The sequence below is a fragment of the Xanthomarina sp. GH4-25 genome (genome assembly GCF_045363175.1).
GTDB lineage: Bacteria > Bacteroidota > Bacteroidia > Flavobacteriales > Flavobacteriaceae > Xanthomarina.
Window position 1 is genome coordinate 1 of sequence record NZ_JBJFLO010000019.1, and the last position, 2,690, is coordinate 2,690.

The 2,690-nt window shown below is 30.8% G+C and carries 4 protein-coding genes; 2 read left to right on the top strand and 2 right to left on the bottom strand.

Features of this window, described 5'->3' with window-relative positions; genetic code table 11:
- Nucleotides 1-545: 545 nt before the first annotated feature.
- Together ACI5KZ_RS14725 and ACI5KZ_RS14730 are read right to left on the bottom strand one after the other, a co-directional pair.
- Nucleotides 546-866, bottom strand: a complete 321-nt coding sequence (locus ACI5KZ_RS14725) for a hypothetical protein (protein WP_406848083.1) — start codon at nucleotides 864-866, stop codon at nucleotides 546-548.
- 112 nt (nucleotides 867-978) lie between these two features.
- Entirely contained in the window at nucleotides 979-1,101 is a 123-nt protein-coding gene (locus ACI5KZ_RS14730; RefSeq protein ID WP_406848084.1) for a hypothetical protein, read from the bottom strand.
- A gap of 190 nt (nucleotides 1,102-1,291) precedes the next feature.
- Here ACI5KZ_RS14730 and ACI5KZ_RS14735 point away from each other — a divergent pair, with 190 nt between their 5' ends.
- Nucleotides 1,292-1,750, top strand: a complete 459-nt coding sequence (locus tag ACI5KZ_RS14735; protein WP_406848085.1) for a hypothetical protein — start codon at nucleotides 1,292-1,294, stop codon at nucleotides 1,748-1,750.
- Between the two features lie 161 nt (nucleotides 1,751-1,911).
- Nucleotides 1,912-2,340 (top strand): hypothetical protein, encoded by a 429-nt coding sequence (locus tag ACI5KZ_RS14740; RefSeq protein ID WP_406848086.1) that lies wholly within the window; start codon nucleotides 1,912-1,914, stop codon nucleotides 2,338-2,340.
- The last annotated feature ends 350 nt before the right edge of the window (nucleotides 2,341-2,690 follow it).

Consider the following 2,690-nt stretch of genomic DNA (forward strand, 5'->3'; position numbering starts at 1 on the left):
CGTTAGAAATTCATTTAATATAAACATAAAAAAATGGCTTTGTGCAAACAAAGCCATTGATTTCAAACGATTTACATTTAGTAGCGGGAACTGGACTCGAACCAGTGACCTTCGGGTTATGAGTCCGACCTCGACCGCTTTCTCAACACAAACACTGGGGGTTTGAGCTGTTTTATTTTGAAATCGTATGCAAAAACGTATGCAGTTTTGACTTTCTAATTAGTAATTATTAAAGGGTAAATCTACTTATTTTTTTATAAAAACATGCCCTTTAGTTAAAATAAAGTATCCATTATAAAACTCTTAATCCTATAGATATAAATACTCACCAAGTTATTAAATCATATCTGGAAATTAAAGATTTACTATCTTAGCGTTATAAGATGGATATAGACAATTGTCTATATCCAATTGTTACCTGCAATATGGAACAACGTTGTGGAAAAACAACAAACGAATGAATATTATTTTAAAATCTATTGATAAACTTAACGATACGACTTACGAATGGGCGGGTAATGAAAAAAGCGGATTTTGGAAAAAATCTATAGCGAATCTTTTTTGGAATCATTCTTTTGAGAATGATTTAGTTGGAGTTCTATATCGTGGAGTTGTTTATGCAGGTCTAATAACTGCTTATCTATATTTGGTTCTTCCTTCATGGATTCGATTATTGATGGACTGATTCCAATCAATGCGCCTAAAAGTATGAATAGGATATTGTTTCTTGTACTTTTTCGGACGTGCCTAATAGTCTCGATGGATAAAAAAGCAGAAGCTCTGTTTGAAGCTATTTGAGTAATATCAACACTAACATCATCAGCTAATGATTTTACAGTTTCTAAATCCTTATCTGAAATTTTCATAAAACATATAATTAAATTAACAGGATGAAAGATAAAGAAAAAACAATAGAGGAAATTATAGAAAAACTAAAAGGTTATACATACAGCGAAATACACGATATGTATAGGACAATTATGAGTCGTGTTTCTTCTCGACTAACTTTTTAAGTTCTTGAACCTCTCTGTAAAGTCTCAACTGATTTTCAGTTAGTAGTTCAATACCTTCAAGTATTTTATTATATTCTTCTTTAGTCATAAAAAATATTTTTGACTAAATTAAGAAAACTAATCGAAATAAAATACAGCAGGTAACACCGTATATAAAAAATAACTAGGTAAGTGCCGAGCCTAGAATTTCGGCGCATTTAATAACACAACGACTAATCGAAAGGTAACTTAAAATCAACACGTTACTTTTCATATACAAGACCGTTGGGCAACATTATATGAAAATCGAGATAATACCATATGTTGGATTTGATAAAATCAAACTAGGACTAACACTTGGTCAAGTCGAAAGACTCTTAGGAAAACCCAATGAACAAATAAAAAACCAATATAGTGACAACTCAAATGAAGTTATTCTTGAATATCACAAACTAGGAGTTGACTTAATGTTCTCTTCTGATGAGGATTATAGATTAGGTTCAATTACTTTTAATTCAAGTGCATTTACACTAAAAGGGAAAAAATTAATAGGAATAAATGAATCTGAGCTAATACTTAGATTCAAATCTCTGTTTCCTGACTTAAAATTGGATGACGATTTTAAAGAATTAAACATGAAAGATTATGTAATTGACTCAACTGGAATATCGTTTTGGTTGGATAATGGAATTGTTGATTCTGTTACTCTTTTTCCGAATTACCAAGATGACGATGAAACAGTAATTTGGCCAGATTAACGATTGCCCAACAACGTGTATAACCAATTGCTAGTTTGTGTGTACTCGGAAAATCCTGCGGATTTTCCTACTGGTTAGTTTTCTTTTGTTAACTTAGTTCTCGCCAACGCAACTAGCCATACACAAACACGTTGTGTGTCATTTAAAACCGATAAAGGAAGATGAATAACGAAAGATATAATTTCGGAAAAACATATAAAGGAAAAACAACACCAAACGGCATTCCTTACATGAAAATCAATATCATTGGAGTTAATTTACCTAAAGACCATATTTACTACAATGGAATCGAGGCTATATTAGACACTGGAGCTGTAAAAACACATATAACACCACAATTTGCGAAAGAATTAAATTTAAAAGCAACGGATATAGATTATGGATTGTACCCATTAAAAGAAGGTATTTCCGAAACAAGTGTTTTTAATATAGATTTTATTATCAAAGGAATAGATGTATATTTTAGCGAGGAATTTAAAGAGATGCCTTACGGATTTCAATTTCCATTAGTTTTCGGAACTGAATTTATGATGAAATGCAAAAAACTATCTATTGATTTTCAGAAAGAGGAATACGTTTTAGAATTGTAGAATTATATTCCAAAACACAAATAGGCAAAGTCCATTCTATTTTTTGTGTTTCAGAAAGTTTATTTGTCTTGGATGAATTATTATCTTTAACCGACATAAAAACGCCACACAACACCGTGTATAATCAATAAGGGCTTTGTTGCTTAATTTAAAGTTAATGTTTATATCAATCTATGTTCATATACGAAAAGCTATACACTCTTGCCCTTACTAATCATACACAAACACGTTGTAAAACATTTGACCAAATCAATGAAAAAAAAATTTCTACCCTTACTTTTTATTATAATTATTAGCTGTGGTGGCGAAAAAATTATGGTAAGGAATGCAACAAAAGGTAATGGTTACAT

Coding starts and splice junctions, on each gene's coding strand:
- ACI5KZ_RS14725 (WP_406848083.1), bottom strand. CDS start 866: ATGAAAATTTCAGATAAGGATTTAGAAACTGTAAAATCATTAGCTGAT.
- ACI5KZ_RS14730 (WP_406848084.1), bottom strand. CDS start 1,101: ATGACTAAAGAAGAATATAATAAAATACTTGAAGGTATTGAACTACTA.
- ACI5KZ_RS14735 (WP_406848085.1), top strand. CDS start 1,292: ATGAAAATCGAGATAATACCATATGTTGGATTTGATAAAATCAAACTA.
- ACI5KZ_RS14740 (WP_406848086.1), top strand. CDS start 1,912: ATGAATAACGAAAGATATAATTTCGGAAAAACATATAAAGGAAAAACA.